Annotated in this window: 17 protein-coding genes and 1 pseudogene; 1 reads left to right on the forward strand and 17 read right to left on the reverse strand. The window is 67.2% G+C overall.

Going from position 1 to position 16310, the window contains the following annotated elements; all coding sequences use genetic code 11:
- Positions 1–245: 245 nt before the first annotated feature.
- The 3 genes from B3E91_RS20325 to B3E91_RS20335 all read right to left on the reverse strand — a co-directional run bounded on the left by B3E91_RS20325 (position 246) and on the right by B3E91_RS20335 (position 2737).
- The gene (locus B3E91_RS20325; RefSeq protein ID WP_287031173.1) at positions 246–1040 is read right to left on the reverse strand and encodes a thymidylate synthase; all 795 of its coding nucleotides are present in this window, start codon (positions 1038–1040) and stop codon (positions 246–248) included.
- 110 nt (positions 1041–1150) lie between these two features.
- Positions 1151–1945 carry a prolipoprotein diacylglyceryl transferase gene (gene lgt / locus B3E91_RS20330; RefSeq protein WP_287031174.1) on the reverse strand — a complete coding sequence of 265 codons (795 nt, stop codon included), beginning with the start codon at positions 1943–1945 and terminating at the stop codon, positions 1151–1153.
- Positions 1946–1954: 9 nt separating this feature from the next.
- Entirely contained in the window at positions 1955–2737 is a 783-nt protein-coding gene (locus B3E91_RS20335) for a sulfite exporter TauE/SafE family protein (protein WP_282339302.1), read from the reverse strand.
- A gap of 159 nt (positions 2738–2896) precedes the next feature.
- Between B3E91_RS20335 and B3E91_RS20340 the strand changes: the two genes are divergently transcribed.
- Positions 2897–3652, forward strand: coding sequence for an NRDE family protein (locus tag B3E91_RS20340; RefSeq protein WP_287031175.1), 756 nt, complete (start codon positions 2897–2899; stop codon positions 3650–3652).
- Between the two features lie 10 nt (positions 3653–3662).
- On the opposite strand, the gene B3E91_RS20345 is transcribed toward B3E91_RS20340, so the two are convergent.
- The 14 genes and pseudogenes from B3E91_RS20345 to B3E91_RS20410 form a co-directional block, all read right to left on the reverse strand.
- Complete coding sequence (locus B3E91_RS20345) at positions 3663–4439, reverse strand: ferredoxin--NADP reductase (protein WP_090224234.1); 777 nt, start codon at positions 4437–4439, stop codon at positions 3663–3665.
- A gap of 72 nt (positions 4440–4511) precedes the next feature.
- On the reverse strand, positions 4512–4814 hold the full coding sequence (locus B3E91_RS20350) for a DUF971 domain-containing protein (RefSeq protein WP_282339299.1): 303 nt from the start codon (positions 4812–4814) through the stop codon (positions 4512–4514).
- Positions 4815–4833: 19 nt separating this feature from the next.
- Positions 4834–5019: a hypothetical protein gene (locus tag B3E91_RS20355; protein ID WP_287031176.1), complete on the reverse strand. Its 186-nt coding sequence runs from the start codon at positions 5017–5019 to the stop codon at positions 4834–4836.
- Between the two features lie 3 nt (positions 5020–5022).
- Positions 5023–5346, reverse strand: coding sequence for a ferredoxin FdxA (gene fdxA, locus B3E91_RS20360; RefSeq protein ID WP_287031177.1), 324 nt, complete (start codon positions 5344–5346; stop codon positions 5023–5025).
- A 63-nt stretch (positions 5347–5409) separates the two neighbouring features.
- Positions 5410–6369 (reverse strand): HEAT repeat domain-containing protein, encoded by a 960-nt coding sequence (locus tag B3E91_RS20365; protein WP_287031178.1) that lies wholly within the window; start codon positions 6367–6369, stop codon positions 5410–5412.
- Between the two features lie 30 nt (positions 6370–6399).
- On the reverse strand, positions 6400–6633 hold the full coding sequence (locus B3E91_RS20370; RefSeq protein WP_282339295.1) for a 4Fe-4S dicluster domain-containing protein: 234 nt from the start codon (positions 6631–6633) through the stop codon (positions 6400–6402).
- Between the two features lie 73 nt (positions 6634–6706).
- Positions 6707–8440 (reverse strand): fumarate reductase/succinate dehydrogenase flavoprotein subunit, encoded by a 1734-nt coding sequence (locus tag B3E91_RS20375; protein WP_090224245.1) that lies wholly within the window; start codon positions 8438–8440, stop codon positions 6707–6709.
- An 8-nt stretch (positions 8441–8448) separates the two neighbouring features.
- Positions 8449–9195, reverse strand: a complete 747-nt coding sequence (locus B3E91_RS20380) for a GntR family transcriptional regulator (RefSeq protein ID WP_287031179.1) — start codon at positions 9193–9195, stop codon at positions 8449–8451.
- A 113-nt stretch (positions 9196–9308) separates the two neighbouring features.
- Positions 9309–10181, reverse strand: a complete 873-nt coding sequence (locus B3E91_RS20385) for an ABC transporter ATP-binding protein (protein ID WP_273234043.1) — start codon at positions 10179–10181, stop codon at positions 9309–9311.
- 51 nt (positions 10182–10232) lie between these two features.
- Complete coding sequence (locus B3E91_RS20390; protein WP_414708315.1) at positions 10233–11120, reverse strand: ABC transporter permease; 888 nt, start codon at positions 11118–11120, stop codon at positions 10233–10235.
- 100 nt (positions 11121–11220) lie between these two features.
- Positions 11221–12603: an ABC transporter substrate-binding protein gene (locus B3E91_RS20395; RefSeq protein ID WP_287031180.1), complete on the reverse strand. Its 1383-nt coding sequence runs from the start codon at positions 12601–12603 to the stop codon at positions 11221–11223.
- A gap of 319 nt (positions 12604–12922) precedes the next feature.
- Complete coding sequence (locus B3E91_RS20400; RefSeq protein ID WP_287031181.1) at positions 12923–13669, reverse strand: GntR family transcriptional regulator; 747 nt, start codon at positions 13667–13669, stop codon at positions 12923–12925.
- Positions 13670–13802: 133 nt separating this feature from the next.
- Positions 13803–16082 (reverse strand): phosphoenolpyruvate--protein phosphotransferase, encoded by a 2280-nt coding sequence (gene ptsP / locus B3E91_RS20405; protein WP_090224255.1) that lies wholly within the window; start codon positions 16080–16082, stop codon positions 13803–13805.
- Between the two features lie 21 nt (positions 16083–16103).
- A pseudogene (locus B3E91_RS20410) lies at positions 16104–16310 on the reverse strand (RNA pyrophosphohydrolase); the annotation flags it as partial.

Here is a 16310-nt window from a genome sequence, read left to right on the forward strand (position 1 = left end):
CGGCACGAACAGCGGCTCGCAGCGATCGGCAACAGCCAGCTGGCGCGACGGATGCACGGCGGGTGATTTGGGCGGGGAAAGCAAACAGCAGGGTGCAGAAACCAAAAGGCGACGCGAAAGCGCACGACGTGTCGAGCGCTTTGCGGTGGGAATCGGAGCCGATCCCCGGTTTACCTGCCGGGCTGCGCCAGGCTAGGCCCCCGCCCACCGCAGCCTGCGGTTGAGCGCCGCGACAACCGGGACGCTTAGACCGCGACGGGCGCCTTGATGTGGGGATACGCCTCGTAGTTCTGCAACTCGAAGTCCTCGAAGCGGAAGGCGAACAGGTCCTTCACCTCGGGGTTGAGCTTCATCGTCGGCAGCGCCAGCGGCTCGCGGGCGAGCTGCAAGTCGGCCTGTTCGAGGTGGTTGGCGTAGAGGTGGCAGTCGCCGCCGGTCCAGACGAAATCGCCCGGCTGCAACCCGGCGACCTGCGCCAGCATCAGCGTCAGCAGCGCGTAGCTGGCGATGTTGAAGGGCACGCCGAGGAAGATGTCGGCCGAACGCTGGTAGAGCTGGCAGCTGAGCTTGCCGTCGGCGACGTAGAACTGGAACAGCGCGTGGCACGGCGGCAGCGCCATCTGGTCGACCAGCGCCGGGTTCCAGGCGGAGACGATCAGCCGGCGCGAATCCGGGTTGCTCCTGAGCATCGCCACCAGCTTGGCGATCTGGTCGATCGCCTCGCCGTTGGGCGCCGGCCAGTTGCGCCACTGGTAGCCGTAGACCGGGCCGAGATCGCCGTTCTCGTCGGCCCACTCGTCCCAGATGCGCACGCCGTTTTCCTTCAGGTAACGGATGTTGGTGTCGCCCTGCAGAAACCACAGCAGCTCGTGGATGATCGACTTCAGGTGGCACTTCTTGGTGGTTACCAGCGGGAAGCCGGCGCCCAGGTCGAAGCGCATCTGATAGCCGAACACGCTGTAGGTGCCGGTACCGGTGCGATCGCTCTTGAAGGTGCCGTGGTCGCGCACGTGGCGCATCAGGTCGAGGTACTGTTTCATCGCGGAGCTCGTGCGGGCCGGTCATGCCGGCGCGGATGGATGCAGCATGGTAAGAGCCGGGCGGGCTCGCCTCAAGTGGATAGCGACCGATGCCCGCCGGCGCGGATGGATCAGGCCGGCTGCGGCTGCCGGCGATAGGCCCAGACCATCAGGCCGAGACCGCCGAGGATCATCGGCATGCACAGCACCTGGCCCATGGTCAGCCAGCCGAAGGCCAGGTAGCCGAGCTGGGCGTCCGGTACGCGGACGAATTCGACGATGAAGCGGAAGATCCCGTAGCACAGCGCGAACAGCCCGGAGACCGCCATGGTCGGCCGCGGCTTGCGCGAGTAGACCCAGAGGATCAGGAACAGCGCCACGCCCTCGAGGGCGAACTGGTAGAGCTGCGAGGGGTGCCGCGGCAGTTGCGCCGGGTCGGTGGGGAAGATCATCGCCCAGGGCACGTCGCTGGCCTTGCCCCACAGCTCGGCGTTGATGAAGTTGCCGATGCGCCCGGCGCCCAGGCCGATCGGCACGAAGGGCGCGATGAAATCCATCAGCTCGAAGAAGCTCTTGCCGTTGCGCTTGCCGAACCACCAGGTCGCCAGCATCACGCCGAGCAGGCCGCCGTGGAACGACATGCCGCCCTTCCACACCTCGAAGATCAGCAGCGGGTTGTCCATGTAGGCGGCCAGGTCGTAGAACAGCACGTAGCCGAGGCGCCCGCCGAGGATCACCCCCATGGCCGTCCAGAACACCAGGTCGGAGAGCTTCTCGTTGTTCCAGCTCGGTTCGAAGCGGCTCAGCCGGCGCGACGCCAGCCACCAGGCGCTGCCGATGCCGATCAGGTACATCAGGCCGTACCAGTGGATTTTCAGCGGACCGATGGCCAGCGCCACCGGGTCGATTTGCGGGTAAGGCAGCATTGCGACTCCTTAGATCAGGAAACTCAGCCCGACGCTGAACAGCAGCAGGGCAAACAGGCGCTTGAGCACCTTCGGCGACAGCCGGTGTGCCAGCCGCGCGCCGAAGCGGGCGAAGAACATGCTGGCGACGGCGATGCCGAGCAGCGCCGGCAGGTAGACGAAACCGAAACTGTATTCCGGCAGCTGCGCATTGCCCCAGCCGACCAAGATGAACGAAGCCGCGCCGGACAGCGCGATCGGCAGCCCGCAGGCCGACGAGGTGGCCACTGCCTGCTGCATCGGCACGCTGCGCCAGGACAGGAAGGGCACGGTCAGCGAGCCGCCGCCGATGCCGAAGATCGCCGAGGCCCAGCCGATCACCACGCCGGCGACCGTCAGCCCGGGCTTTCCGGGCAGGTCCTTGCTGGCCTTGGGACGAATGTCCAGGGCCATCTGGATCGACACCAGCACGGCGAAGCTGCCGATGATCTTCTGCAGGATCGGGCCGTGGATGTGCGCCGCGGTCAAGGCGCCGAGGCCGCTGCCGACGACGATGCCGACGGTCATCCAGACGAACACCGGCCAGCGCACCGCGCCGCGCTTGTGGTGCTCGCGGATCGCGTTGATCGAGGTGAAGCAGATGGTCGCCAGCGAGGTGCCGACCGCCATCTGGGTCAGCACTTCGACGGGGAAGCCGTGGGCTGTGAAGCTGTAGACCAGCACCGGCACGATGATCAGGCCGCCCCCGACGCCGAACAGCCCGGCAAGCACGCCGGCGCAGGCGCCCAGCACGAGGTAGAGGAGGAATTCCATCGAGGTCTCCGAAAACGAACCGGCATGGTAGCGGAAGCCCCGCCGCCACTCCACCGGCGAGGTTGGCAGCGCCCCGGGGCTTTCCGTAGAGTGGGGGAAACAAGGAGAACAACGGATGAACGCTTTCTACCGTCGACCCGGCAGCGGGAGCGGTGCGCCATGTGCCTGATCGTTTTCGCCTGGCGGCCGGGCCACGAACTGCCGCTGATCGTCGCCGCCAACCGCGACGAGTTCTACAGGCGCCCGACCCAGGCCCTGGGCGAATGGGCCGATTGTCCCGGCGTGTTCGCCGGGCGCGACCTGCAGGCCGGCGGCACCTGGCTCGGCGTCGGCCCGGCCAATCGCTTCGCCGCGCTGACCAACATCCGCGATCCGCAGCAGGCGCCGGGCGACCGATCGCGCGGCGAGCTGGTGGCCGATTTCCTGCGCGGCAGCCTGGACGCCGAACGCTATCTGGAACGGCTGCGCGAGCGAATCGCCGACTACGCCGGCTTCAACCTGCTGCTCGGCGACGGCGCGCAGCTGTGGCACCTCAACTCCCGCGCCGGGCGGATCGGGCGGCTGCCGGCGGGCGTCTACGGCCTGTCCAACGCCGACCTCGACACCCCCTGGCCGAAGCTGCAGCGAACCCGCGCGGGCCTTGCCGAATGCCTGGAAGCGCCCACCCCGTCGATGCTGCTGCAGCTGCTGCACGACGCCGCGCCCGCGTCCGACGAGGCCCTGCCGGACACCGGCATCGGCCTCGCCATGGAGCGCCTGCTGTCGAGCCCGTTCATCGCCAGCGCGACCTACGGCACCCGCGCCAGCACGGTGCTGATCGCCGACGCCCAGGGCCGCCGCGAACTCGTCGAGCGCCGCTTCGGCGAAAGCGGCCGCGCCCTCGGCGAAACCCGCCTGCAGTTGCCCGCGGGCTGAGCGTCCCTGCTCACTTCTCGACGAACGCCCGCTCGATCACGTAGTCGCCCGGTTCGCCCTGCTGTGGCGAGGCCTCGAAACCGCGCGCATCGAGCATCCGCGTCAGCTCGTCGAGCATCGCCGGGCTGCCGCAGAGCATCACCCGGTCGCTCTGCGGGTTGAGCGGCGGCAAGCCGATGTCGTCGCAGAGCTTGCCGTTGTCGATCAGCGTGGTGATGCGACCCTGGTTGCGGAACGCCTCGCGGGTCACTGTCGGGTAGTAAACCAGCTTGGCGCGGACCTCCTCGCCGAGGAATTCGTGCTCGGGCAGTTCGTGGCTGATGTAGTCGTGGTAGGCCAGTTCGCTGATCGTGCGCACGCTGTGCACCAGCACGATCCGCTCGAAACGCTCGTAGGCCTCGGGGTCGCGGATGATGCTCATGAACGGCGCCAGCCCGGTGCCGCTGCCGAACAGGAAGAGGTTCCGGCCGGGGCGCAGGTCGTGCATCACCAGGGTGCCGACCGGTTTGCGACTGATGAAGATCGGATCGCCTTCCTTGAGGTGCTGCAGGCGCGAGGTCAGCGGGCCGTCCGGCACCTTGATGCTGAGGAACTCCAGGTGCTCGTCGTGATTGGCACTGACGATGCTGTAGGCGCGCATCAGCGGGCGCCCTTCGACGCCAAGGCCGATCATCACGAAATGGCCGTTCTCGAAGCGCAGCGCGGGGTCGCGGGTGGTCTTGAAGCTGAACAGGGAGTCGTTCCAGTGATGGACGCTGAGAACGCTTTCGGTACCGATGGCTGCCATGCAGGCTCTCCGGAGTGCATCGCCCGCAGGCGGTTGGGTGAATGAAACGAGGCGTTTCGGGTGAGACGGATCTCAGGCGCCCTCGCCCAGCTCGCGCAGGTAGCGCCACGGGTAGACGCCGCGCGAGTGGCCGTCGCTGAAGTGCAGTTGCAGGCCACTGACGCCGAACAGCTCGACGCGCTCCAGGCCGAGACCGGCATCCAGCAGGCGCAGCTGCTCACCGCGTCGCGCCTGGGTACAACTGGAGCAGGCGCAACAGCGGCGCAGCATCAGGCAGCTCAACCGGCTGACCGCGCCGTCCGGCCAGGTCAGTTGCAGGTGGCGCTCGCGGCGGTTGAGGCGTACTTCCAGTGGCGCGGCGATCTGTGCGGACATGGGGACTCCTCCAGCGGCGCTACAGCCGCGCATAGTGAACGGGGGCCAGGGCCTGCCAGTCGGGCAGGATCAGCGCGGCGACTTCGGGCGGACGCAGGACCGCCGTGTCGATATCCAGCGGGCGGGCGCTGCCCTGGGTGGCGGCGCCGATCAGCACCAGCAGCAGAAGCGCACGCCGCCATCGATTCAGGTCGAACGCGGCCACGGCCTAGCGCTCCAGGTACTGCAGCTTGTCGCCCCGGTCGACCCAGTCCTCGGCCTCGCCGAGCGGCGACTTGGAGCGGGCGATCACCGGCCAGACCTCGGCCAGCTCGATGTTGAGCTGAAGGAAATGCGCCTGCCCGGCCGGCAGCGCGTTGTCGGCGAAGATCGCGTCGGCCGGGCACTCCGGCGCGCACAGCGAACAGTCGATGCAGGTTTCCGGGTTGATCACGAGGAAGTTCGGCCCCTCGTGAAAGCAGTCCGCCGGGCACACTTCGACGCAGTCGGTGTATTTGCAGCGGATGCAGTTTTCCGTCACCACGTAGGTCATGGCGTGTTTCTCCAGCAGGAAGGTCGGGCCACGCGGCGCCGGGTGCGCCGCGGGAGACGGGGTTCAGGCCGCGGCGTCGAGCTTGGACATGGCCCAGCGCGCCAGTTTGCGAACGTCCGGGTCGGCGTCGTCCATCGCCGCCTCCACGTAGGGCCGCCCGTCCGCGTGGGCAATCGTGCCCAGCGCGCCGATGGCGGCCTTGCGCAGGTTCGGCATCGGGTCATGGCTGCACGCGCCGATGGCGGGAATCGCCGGCACCGCCGCCAGCCTGCCGAGGCTGTCGACGGCTTTCTCGCGCACCTGCCAGAACTCATCCTCGGTCGCCTTGACCAGGGCGGGAACGCCGTCCCGGTAGTTCAGCTTGCCGATGCTCACCGCCGCCTCGATGCGCACCTGCCAGTGCTCGTCGCGCAGGATCTGGATGAGCATCGGCCCGACCTGCCCGGCCTCGGCGTACACCAGCGCACCGGCGGCGGCGCGACGCACCTCCGGATCGGCATCGCCGTGGGCGCGCTCCATCAGCGCGGGCAGGTTCTGCAACTGGCGCAGCCAGCCGAGCACCGCCACCGCCTCGCGGCGCACCTGCGGGTCGGCATGGCCCAGGCACTCCAGCGCCGGGCCCTGGCTGCGGGGGTCGCGCAAGGCCTTCAGCGCCCGCAGGATGCCGGCGGTCACGAATGGCGCGCTGCTCGCGCTCAATGCGGCCAGCAGCGGCGTGGCGGCCGCCGGGTCCTTGAGATCGGAGAGTGCGTGGGCCGCGGCGTTGCGCACCACTTCATCGTCGTCGCCCAGCGCGGCGAGCAGCGCGTCGGCGATCTCCGCCGCGTCGAACTCGTCGACCACCTTCGCCGCCTCCTGGCGAACCGAGGGATCGGGGTCCTTCAGCGCCAGGATCAGCAACTCGGCCGCTTCGGGCTCGCCGCTGTCGACCAGATCGAGCACCGCGACCCGGCGAATCTCCGGATCGTCGGAGGCCAGCTCGCCGGCCAGGCGCTGCAGTTCGGGATCGTCATATTGCTTCATAAGGTTCTCCGGCATGCGCGGCTGCGCTGATCAGCTCAGCAGGTAGGGAATGTTCACTTTCACGGCGTCCGTCGGGCAGTCGGCCTCGCACGGCATGCAGTACCAGCACTCGTCGTACTTCATGTGCGCCTTGCCGGTCTCTTCGTTGATCCACAGGACGTCCAGCGGACAGACCTCGATGCAGACGCGGCAGCCCTTGTCGGCGATGCACTTGTCTTCGTCGACGATCACCGGGACGCTGGATGTATGGTTGGCCAATGGCATGAAACTCTCCTCGCACTCAGGCAATGGTTCTGTCGCGCGGGACCGGCACGGCCCGTTCCCGCGTCATGGATGGTCAGCCGTTGGCGGCTTTCTTGACCCGCAAGCGGTTGTAGGCGTCCTTTTCCTCGCCCAGCTCGACCACGTAGTCGGCGATCGGGCGCTTGCCGTGGGCCATGTTGCCGTTGGCGTCCTTGAACAGGCGGCTGTGGTAGAACCACTCGGCGTTGTCCTGCTCGGGGAAGTCGACGCGGTAGTGATAGAGGCCCCAGCGCGACTCCGTGCGGTACAGCGAGGCGCGGGCGGCCATCTCGGCGCAGTCGATGATCGACTGGACCTCCAGCGCGCGCAGCAGCTCGTGCGGGTCGCGGGCGACCAGCTTGTCCACGTCCTCGCGCACGGCGAGGATCCGCTCCAGGCCGATCTCCATCTTGCGGGTGACCTTGGGCGGCTGCAGGTAGTCGTTCACCAGGCGGCGGACCTTGTATTCCATCTGCTCGGGCGGAATGCCGTCGGTGCGCGCCAGTGGTGCGCGAATCCGCGCCAGCTCGGCGGCGATGTAGGCTTCGTCCAGCTGCGGTTCGGCGCGGTCCCTGGCGAAGGCCGCCGCGTTCTCGCCGCAGATCTGCCCGTAGACGAACGCCCCGAGCATGTAGCTGTGCGCCACCGAGGCCATGTCGCCGGCGCCGTAGAGGCCCGGCACGGTGGTGGCGCCGGTCTCGTCGGTCCACACGCCCGAGGCGGAATGCCCGCTGCAGAAGCCGACTTCGGAGATGTGCATCTCCACCATCTTCTGCCGGTAGTTGGTCTGCCGGCCGTCGTGGAAGCGCCCGCGGCTGGGGCGCTCGTTGGTGTGCAGCACCGTCTCGATTTCCTGGATGGTTTCCTCGGCAAGGTGGTCGAGCTTGAGGAACACCGGGCCGCTGCCCGATTCCAGCTCCTTGAAGAACTCCAGCATCATCTGCCCGGACCAGTAGTCGCACTCGATGAAACGCTCGCCCGCCGCGTTCGTCGTGTAGCCGCCGAGCGGGCCGGTGACGTAGGCGCAGGCCGGGCCGTTGTAGTCCTTGATCAGCGGGTTGATCTGGAAGCACTCGAGGTTCGCCAGGTCTGCCCCGACGTGGTAGGCCATCGCATGGCCGTCGCCGGAGTTGGCCGGGTTCTCGTAGGTGCCGAACAGGTAGCCCGAGGTCGGCAGGCCGATGCGCCCGGCGGCGCCGGTGGCCATGATCACCGCCTTGGCGCGGATGATGATCGGCTCGCCGGTGCGGGTATTCACCCCGACCATGCCGGCGATCCGGCCTTCGGCGTCCTTCAGCAGGCGCGTCGCCTGGTAGCGGTTCTCGATTTCCACGCGTACCCGGCGCAGGCGACGGTAGAGGATCTTCTTGACGTTGTGGCCCTCCGGCATCGGCAGCACGTAGGTGCCGAGGTGGTGGACCTTCTTCATGTCGTAGTCGCCGGTCTCGTCCTTCTGGAAGTGCACGCCCCAGGAGTCGAGCTTCTCGATCATCGGGAACGAGCGCTGCGCGTAGGCCATGATCGCCGGCTGGTGGACGATGCCGTCGTTGGCGATGGTGATTTCGCGCACGTACTGCTCGGGCGTCGCGTGGCCGGGCACCACGGCGTTGTTGAGCCCGTCCATGCCCATGGAAATCGCCCCGGAGCGCTTCACGTTGGCCTTTTCCAGCAGGATCACCCTGAGGTTCGGGTCCTGCTCCTTGACGGTCACCGCGGCCATCGGGCCGGCCGTGCCGCCACCGATCACCAGCACGTCGGTGTCGATCACGGGGATGTCTTGAATCTGCATGCTGCCTCCTATTTCCGCTCGACGCGGAACTGGTACTTGAAGGAATCGCCGCGAAAGCGGAGGTATTCGAAATCGATCGGCCGGCCATTGCGGTCGAGGGTGAGGCGCTCGACGCGCAGGATCGGCTCGTCGGCGCCCAGGTTCAGGTGGCGCTGCGCGGCTTCGTCGCAACGCACCGACTCCAGGCCGATGTCCGCCGCGCCCAGCGCGATGCCGAGGCGCTTCTCCAGCAGCGGGAAGATGTCGCCGGACAGGTCGAGGCCGAACAGCCGGCGACCGATGGCGAGCGGGAAGTAGCTGCTCTCGACGCACACCGCCTGCTGGTTGAGGTAGCGCACGCGGGTCACCTCGATCACCTCCTCGCCCGTGGCCAGGCCCAGCGCCTCGCTCACCGCACGCGGTGGCCGGCGCTCCTGGAAACCGAGCAGACGCGCACTCGCCGCGTAGCCCTGCGCCGCCATCGCCTCGCCGAAGCCCTGCAGGCGCTGGATGTTCTGCACTGCCTTCGGCCGGCTGACGTAGGTGCCCTTGCCCTGGGCGCTGAACACCAGGCCTTCGCTGTGCAGGTCACTGAGTGCCTGGCGAACGGTGATGCGGCTGACGCCGAAGGCGCCCATCAGGCTCTTTTCCGAGGGCAGTTGCTGATGCGCGGCGTAACCGCCCTCGAGAATCTGCCGGCGTAGTTGATCGCGAATCTGCGCATACAACGGCTGCGGCGAGTCACTCGGGTTGAGGGTCGCTACGGCAAGGTTCATATCGGCTCCTCCCTACTTGTTATGACAAGTTATAAACTAGTGATCCGGTTGTCAACGTCCGATCCGCTCCCGATGAACCGCCCGTCGCAGCGCCGACGGGCGTTCAAAAAGCCTCAGCGCCTGGCGTTCTGCTGCTCGAAGGCGCGCAGGGTTTCCTGGCGGATCAGCGCCAGGCATTCGCGCTTCAGGGCGATGAACGCCGGCTCGGTGAGCAGGTCCTGGCTGCGCGGTCGCGGCAGCCTGACCGGGATGTCGGCGATGATCCGCCCCGGACTTGCGCTCATCACCACGATGCGGTCGGAGAGGAACACCGCCTCGTCGATGTCGTGGGTGACGAACAGCACGGTGTTGTGGAACTCGCTCCAGATGTCCAGCAGGTTCTCCTGCATCATGATCCGCGTCTGCGCGTCCAGCGCGCCGAACGGCTCGTCCATCAGCAGCACGCTGGGGTAGTTGGCCAGCGCGCGGGCGATGCCGACGCGCTGCTGCATGCCGCCGGACAAGGTCTCGGGAAAGGCATCCTCGTAGGCCGAGAGGCCGACCAGCCCGAGGAAGGTGCGCCCCACCTGATCCGCCTCGAACTTGCCGACGCCCGCCATCAGCGGCCCGAAGGCGACGTTCTCCTTGACCGTCTTCCAGGGGAACAGCGAATGCTGCTGGAACACCATGCCGCGCTCGGGCCCGGGGCCCTTCACCCGCTGGCCGTCGACGCGCAACTCGCCGGCGCAGGGCTCGACGAAGCCGGCGACCGCGTTGAGCAGGGTCGACTTGCCACAACCGGACGGTCCCAGCAGGCAGACGAACTCGCCGGGGCGAATCTCCAGGTTGGCGTCCTGCACCGCCACGCGGCGCCCGGCATCGCTGCCGAACTCCACCTGCACGTTGCGAACGCTGATGTGGCCCTTGCGACTGCTGCCTTCCTGGCTGCGCGCCAGGCGACTGTGGTCGAGCACGGCGAGACGGTTGAGCTGGGTGGCGCTGTTCATGTCCTGATCCTCCACGGGCGACGGGGCGGGGCTTGCCGAAGGTGCGTCCACTCAGTGCCCTCCGCGCTTCTGCCAGCGCAGCAGCGGCGAGCAGGCCAGCCGCACGAGCAGCGTGCAGAGCGTGCCGAGGCCGCCGATGGCGAGCATGCCGATGATGATCTTGGGGTACTCGATGAGGGTGTAGGAGGCCCAGGTGAAGTAGCCGATGCCGTACTGCCCGCTGATGATTTCCCCCGCCAGCAGCGAGAACCAGGCGACGCCCATGCCCACCGCCAGGCCGGTGACGATGCTCGGCATGGCGCCGGGAATCACCACATGCCAGAGGATCGCCGTGCGACTGGCGCCGAGGCTGCGCGCGGCGCGCACCAGCAGCTTGGAACTCTGCTCGACGCCCTGACAGGTGTTCAGCACCACCGGGAACAACGCGCCGAGGAAGGTGATGAAGATGATGCTCGACTCCTCGCTGGGCATCATCAGGATCGCCAGCGGAATCCACGCCACCGCCGGGATCGGCCGGAGCAGCTCGATGTACGGCAGGATGATGTCCTCGGCCAGCGGCGAACGGCCCATGGCGATGCCGAGGGAAACGCCGAGCACCGCCGCCAGGGCGAAGGCGATACCGATACGCTGCAGGCTGTGCAGGATGTGCAGGTAGAACTCGCCGCTGGACAGTTCCACCAGCAGCGCCTGCCAGACCGCGACCGGGGTCGGCACGTTCTCGAATTTGACGAACAGCTCGAAGCCGGTGCTCGACGCCAGCTGCCAGAGCAGCAGCGCCACCAGCAGCGCCAGGCTGCGCACCAGGTAACGCCGGACCCGCGGCGGCACCTTGCGTCGCGGGGCGCTGGCGACCGCCAGCACGGCGGCCGGCGGTACCTCGTGAACGGGCACACTCGGCGCCTCCACCGGCTTGAAGACGGGACTGGGTTTCACACTCATCACACACCTCGCGGCTACACGGGGCACGGGCTCTGCGAGCCGCGTACAAGGCATTGCGGGTCGGCGGCGGGATCTGGCGTCCCGCTCGTCCGCTGCAGATTCAGTCGGCGGCGGCCACCTTGGCGTCGGCGAAGGCCGCCAACGTCAGCGGCTTGCCTCCGGACTGGGCAACGTACTGTTCGGAATCCACCTTCTTGCGAAAGGCGACCACCGCGCCGGAAGCGTCCTGCACCAGGTAGGCCGACTTGCCGAACAGCTTGATCCCGCTCGGCTTGTCGTAGACGTAGCTGGCGTTGACCTTCTTGCCCGCCGCGCCGGCCTGCTTATAGGCCTCGAGCATCGCTGCGACGCTGTCGTAACCGACCACGCCGGCGTCGGCGAACCAGATTTCCGCCGGCTTGAGCGCCGGGTTGCCGGGGATCGGCTCGACCATCGCCTGCAGTGCCGCCGGGTAATCCTGGCCAGCGGCGGCGTAGGCCTTCTTCAGGTAGCTGTCGTCGATCCACTGGGCGAAGTCGAGGTCGGGAATCTGCTTCTCCTTCTGCAGCAGCGCGTGGTCGTACTTCAGCGCCTCGACCCAGGCCGGCTTGATGCTGGCGTCCATCGTGGTGATGCCGCCCGCGCTGAAGTAGAGATAGAGCACCTCCTTGTCGACGCCGGTCCACTCGGCAACCTGGGTCGCCGCGCGTACCGGATCGGCCTGGATCCAGCGCTGCGCCTCCAGCGTGGCGCGCAGCACCGCCTCGACCACCTCCGGGTATTTCTTCGCGTAATCCTCGCGCACGACGATGCCGTGGAAGGTGGGAATGCCCGCCTCGCTGCCGTCGAAGATCTTCCGTCCGGTGCCGCGAAACTCCATGATTTCCGACCACGGGCAGAAGTCGGCATGCGCGTCGATCTTGCCGGCGGCGATGTTCGCCGCGCCCACCGGCGGCGCCTGGTTGATGATCGTCACCTGGTCGAACAGCTTGGCGTCGCGCAGGGCTTTGAGCGTCATGCCCCAGGCGGCGCTGCCGACCGGCGTGGAAATCGACTTGCCGGCGAGATCGGCGAGGCTCTGCGCCGACGAACCGGTCGGTACCACGATGCCGTTGCCGGTGCCGCGGCGGTTGTAGCCGGTGATGCCGACCAGGCGCGTTTGCAACTTGCCGGTTTCCTGGAACTTGGCGCCGTTGACGATCAGCGGGTAATCGCCCATCACGCCGAAGTCGAGCTTGCCGGCGAGCATCTGGTTGGTGATCGGCGGGCCGGAATCGTAATCCTTGAAATCGATCTTGTAGTCGGCATCCACATACTTGCCGTCCTTGGGCAGGTATTTCTCGATCAGCTTGAGTTTCTCCAGGACCACGCCGCCGGAGACCGTATTGGTCACCATGCTCTGGTGGCCGATGCCGATACGGATAGTTTCGGCGAGCGCTGGGTTGCCCAGCATCGACAATGAAGCGAACACGCATGACACGATCAGGCTTTTACGGTTGTTCATGGTTGTGCACCTGTAGTCCGGGCAACTTGTACTAACAAGCCATAACGGCTTCAAATACGGGTGCATTGGCCGTGCCACTTGGTCGCAGCAGGGGTATAGCCGCTTGTTTCTCAAGGATTATTTGACGGAGGCAGGCTCAGGCCTACGGGCCGTTGCGGCACGCCGCTGCGCCCTCCGCTGGTGCGAGCGGAGCGGGCGGGTTCCAGCGCGGCGCAGGCCGCGCGCGGATCGATGCGACAAGTAGGACAAGTGCCGGCGCCGGCCAGCGGCAGAAACGAAGAGACCGTCCGTGGACGGTCTCGGGACTGCCGAAAGGAAACTAGCGGTCGACGCGCAGGCGGTACTGGAAGGCATCGCCGCGGTAGTAGAGGAACTCGAAATCCAGCGGCGTGCCGTCGGCGGCATGGGTCAGGCGTTCGATGCGCATGATCGGCGCATCCACCGACACCTGCAGCGCCTTGGCCAGCTCGGCGTCGGCGAGGATCGCGTCGATGGCCAGGTCGGCGTGGCCCAGCGGCACGCCGCAATCGTTCTCCAGGATCAGGAAGATGTCACGGGTAACCAGGTCGGCCTTCTGCAGCCGCTCGCCAAGCGCCTGGCTCAGGTAGGTGACCTCCAGCGATACCGGCTCGCGGTTGATCAGCCGCACCCGCTTGATCTCGCAGACCGTGGCGCTCTCCTCCACGCCCAGGCGCTCCGCCACCAGCCGCCCGGCCGGCACGAAGCGCTGGCTGAGCATGCGGTTGAGCACCTCGTGGCCGGAGGCCGACATCGCTTCCGAAAGGCCCTGCAAGGTGCTGACGTTCTGCACCGCCTTGGGCTTGGCGACGAACGTGCCCTTGCCGTGGATCTTGAAGATCAGCCCTTCCTTCTGCAGGTCGCCCAGCGCCTGGCGCACGGTGATGCGGCTGACCCCGTAGGCCTCGCCTAGCTCGCTTTCCGAAGACATCCGCGTATGCGGCGCGAACACCCCGTCGAGAATCTGCGCGCGCAGCAGCTCCTTGAGCTGGGTGTACAGTGGTACCGGCGAATGGGGAATCAGCTGGGCGGGCGTCTTGGAGTTCATCGGGTACGCGTCATGACGAGTCGTGACATGAACTGTAAAGCAAGACTCGGCAGCCGGCCAACGCGCGCCGCGAACATCCGGCAGCGGCGCCGGCGCGAAAACCTGCGGAAACGGCGGCGAGGCGCCGGCCGACTCAGGATTGGACGCTGGCCGCCGGGTTGATCACGCGGCCCAGGCCGAGGTTGCGCAACGCCAGGTGCAGCGTGCTGTGGATGACCTGCGGGTTGTCGATGGTCATCAGCTGCGTCAGCAATTCCTTCGCCTTGCTCAGGCTGATCTGCCGCAGCAGCCACTTCACCTTGGGCAGGTTGGTGGCGTTCATCGACAGGCTGTCGAAACCCATCGCCAGCAGCAGTACGGCGGCGGAAGGATCGCCGGCCATCTCGCCGCAGATGCTCACCGGCTTGCCTTCGGCATGCGCGTCGCGGACCACGTGCTGCAGCGCCTGCAACACCGCGGGGTGCAGGTAGTCGTAGAGGTCGGCGACCCGCGGGTTGTTGCGGTCCACCGCCAGCAGATACTGGGTCAGGTCGTTGGAGCCGACCGAAAGGAAGTCCACCTGGCGTGCCAGATCGCGGGTCTGGTAGACCGCCGCGGGGATCTCGATCATCACGCCCACCGGCGGCAGCGGCACGTCGGTACCCTCGTCGCGCACCTCACCCCAGGCGCGGTGGATCAGGTGCAGCGCCTCTTCCAGTTCGTGGATGCCGGAAATCATCGGCAGCAGGATGCGCAGGTTGTTCAGCCCTTCGCTGGCCTTGAGCATGGCGCGCGCTTGGACCAGGAAGATTTCCGGATGATCGAGGGTGACGCGGATGCCGCGCCAGCCCAGGAACGGGTTGCTTTCCTTGATCGGGAAATACGACAACGCCTTGTCGCCGCCGATGTCCAGGGTACGCATGGTCACCGGCAGCGGGTGGAAGGCGGCGAGCTGCTCGCGGTAGATCGCCAGCTGTTCCTTCTCGCTGGGGAAGCGCTGGCCGTTCATGAACGGCACTTCACTGCGGTACAGGCCGACGCCCTCGGCGCCGCGCTCCTGCGCCCGCACCACGTCGGCGAGCAGGCCGGTGTTGACCCACAGCGGCATGCGATGACCGTCCAGCGTCTCGCACGGCAGGGCGCGCAGGGCGTCCAGGCCCTGGGTCAGCTGGCGCTCTTCCTCGACCACCTCGGCGTACTGCCGGCGGAGGATTTCGCTGGGGTTGGTGAAGACCTCGCCGTGGTAGCCGTCGACGATCAGCTGGATGCCGTCGACCTTGGAGTACGGCAGGTCGACCACGCCCATCACCGTGGGAATGCCCATGGCGCGGGCGAGGATCGCCACGTGGGAGTTGCCCGAGCCCTGCACCGAGACCAGGCCGACCAGCTTGCCCTGCGGCACTTCGCCGAGCATCGCCGGCGACAATTCCTCGCTGACCAGGATGGTGTTGTCGTCGTAGACCAGGTTCTGCTTGCGCTCTTCCTGCAGGTAGGCGAGCAGGCGGCGGCCGATGTCACGCACGTCGGAGGCGCGCTCGCGCAAGTAGTGGTCGTCCATCAGCTCGAAGCGTTTGACATGCTCCATCACCACCTGGCGCAGCGCGCCCTGGGCCCACTGTCCGGTGCGGATCACGCGCTTCACTTCCAGGCCGATGGAGGCGTCGTCGAGCATCATCAGGTAGACGTCGAACAGCGCGCGCTCTTCCTTGCGCAGCTGGCTGGCGAGCTTGCTGGAGAGCTCGCGCATGTCCTGGCGCACGCCCTCGAGCGCCGCCTTGAAGCGCTCGACCTCGGCTTCGATGTCCTTGATCGGTTTGTCCGGCACCACCTCGAGGTCCGCCGGCGGCAGCACCACCACCGCGGTACCGACCGCCGCGCCAGGCGCTCCGGGCACGCCGACGAAGCGCGCCTCCTGGATGCCCTTGCCCTGGCGGCCCAGGCCACGGATCGAACCGGTGGCCTCGGCGTGGGCGATGACGCCGGCGAGCTGCGCGCTCATGGTCACCAGGAAGGCTTCCTCGCCCTCGTCGAACTGGCGGTTTTCCTTCTGCTGGATCACCAGAACGCCCATCACCCGGCGATGGTGGATGATCGGCGCGCCGAGGAAGGAGGCATAGCGCTCCTCGCCGGTCTCGGCGAAGTAGCGGTAGCGCGGGTGATCGGAGGCGTTTTCCAGGTTGAGCGGTTCTTCGCGGGTGCCGACCAGGCCGACCAGGCCTTCGTTCGGCGCCATGCTGACCTTGCCGATGGAACGCTTGTTGAGGCCCTCGGTGGCCATCAGCACGAATCGGTTTGTGTCCGGGTCGAGCAGGTAGACCGAGCAGACGTGGCTGCCCATGGCCTCCTTGACCCGCAACACGATGATGCCCAACGCCGTCTTGAGGTCCTTGGCGGCATTCACTTCCTGGACGATCTTACGCAGCACGTTGAGCATGGCTCGGCTCTAGGTCGGTGGTCAGTCCCGCGCCAACAGGCGTGGGGCGAGTTCTTTCAGGGCCCGCCGGTAAACCTCGCGCTTGAAGGTCACCACCTGGCCCAGCGGATACCAGTAACTGACCCAGCGCCAGCCGTCGAACTCGGGCTTGCCGGTCAGGTCCATGCGCACCCGCTCCTCCGAGCCGGTCAGGCGCAGGAGGAACCATTTCTGTTTCTGGCCGATGCA

This window comes from Pseudomonas sp. UBA6310, from assembly GCF_002438225.1.
Taxonomy (GTDB): domain Bacteria; phylum Pseudomonadota; class Gammaproteobacteria; order Pseudomonadales; family Pseudomonadaceae; genus Pseudomonas_O; species Pseudomonas_O kuykendallii.